1 protein-coding gene is annotated in these 269 nt (G+C 67.3%); it reads right to left on the minus strand.

Annotation, left to right across the window (positions count from 1 at the left end; genetic code table 11):
* Positions 1–269, minus strand: a 269-nt coding sequence (locus tag CTATCC11996_RS25790) for a hypothetical protein (protein WP_003081635.1), incomplete at both ends; no start/stop codon positions are given.

The raw sequence follows: 269 nt of genomic DNA on the forward strand, positions 1-269 counted from the left end.
TTGCCGGTGTCGGTGATGCCGGCGGGCAGATCCACGCCGCTGGCGGTCTTGCCGCTCAGCGTGGCTTCGAGGGTCAGCTTCTCGCTGCCTTCGAAGACGGCGTCGTCGTGGGTCGGAACGGTGACCACGATGCCGCCGGTGGTGCCGGCCGGGACCTGGAAGCTGTAGGTGCCGTTGCCGTTGTTCACCAGGGTGACCGTGGTGCCACCGATGGTGACCACGGGCGTGCCGATGTCGTCGGACTCGATGTCACCGCCCAGCTTGAAGGT

This window comes from Comamonas testosteroni ATCC 11996, from assembly GCF_000241525.1.
Taxonomy (GTDB): Bacteria; Pseudomonadota; Gammaproteobacteria; order Burkholderiales; family Burkholderiaceae_C; genus Comamonas; species Comamonas testosteroni.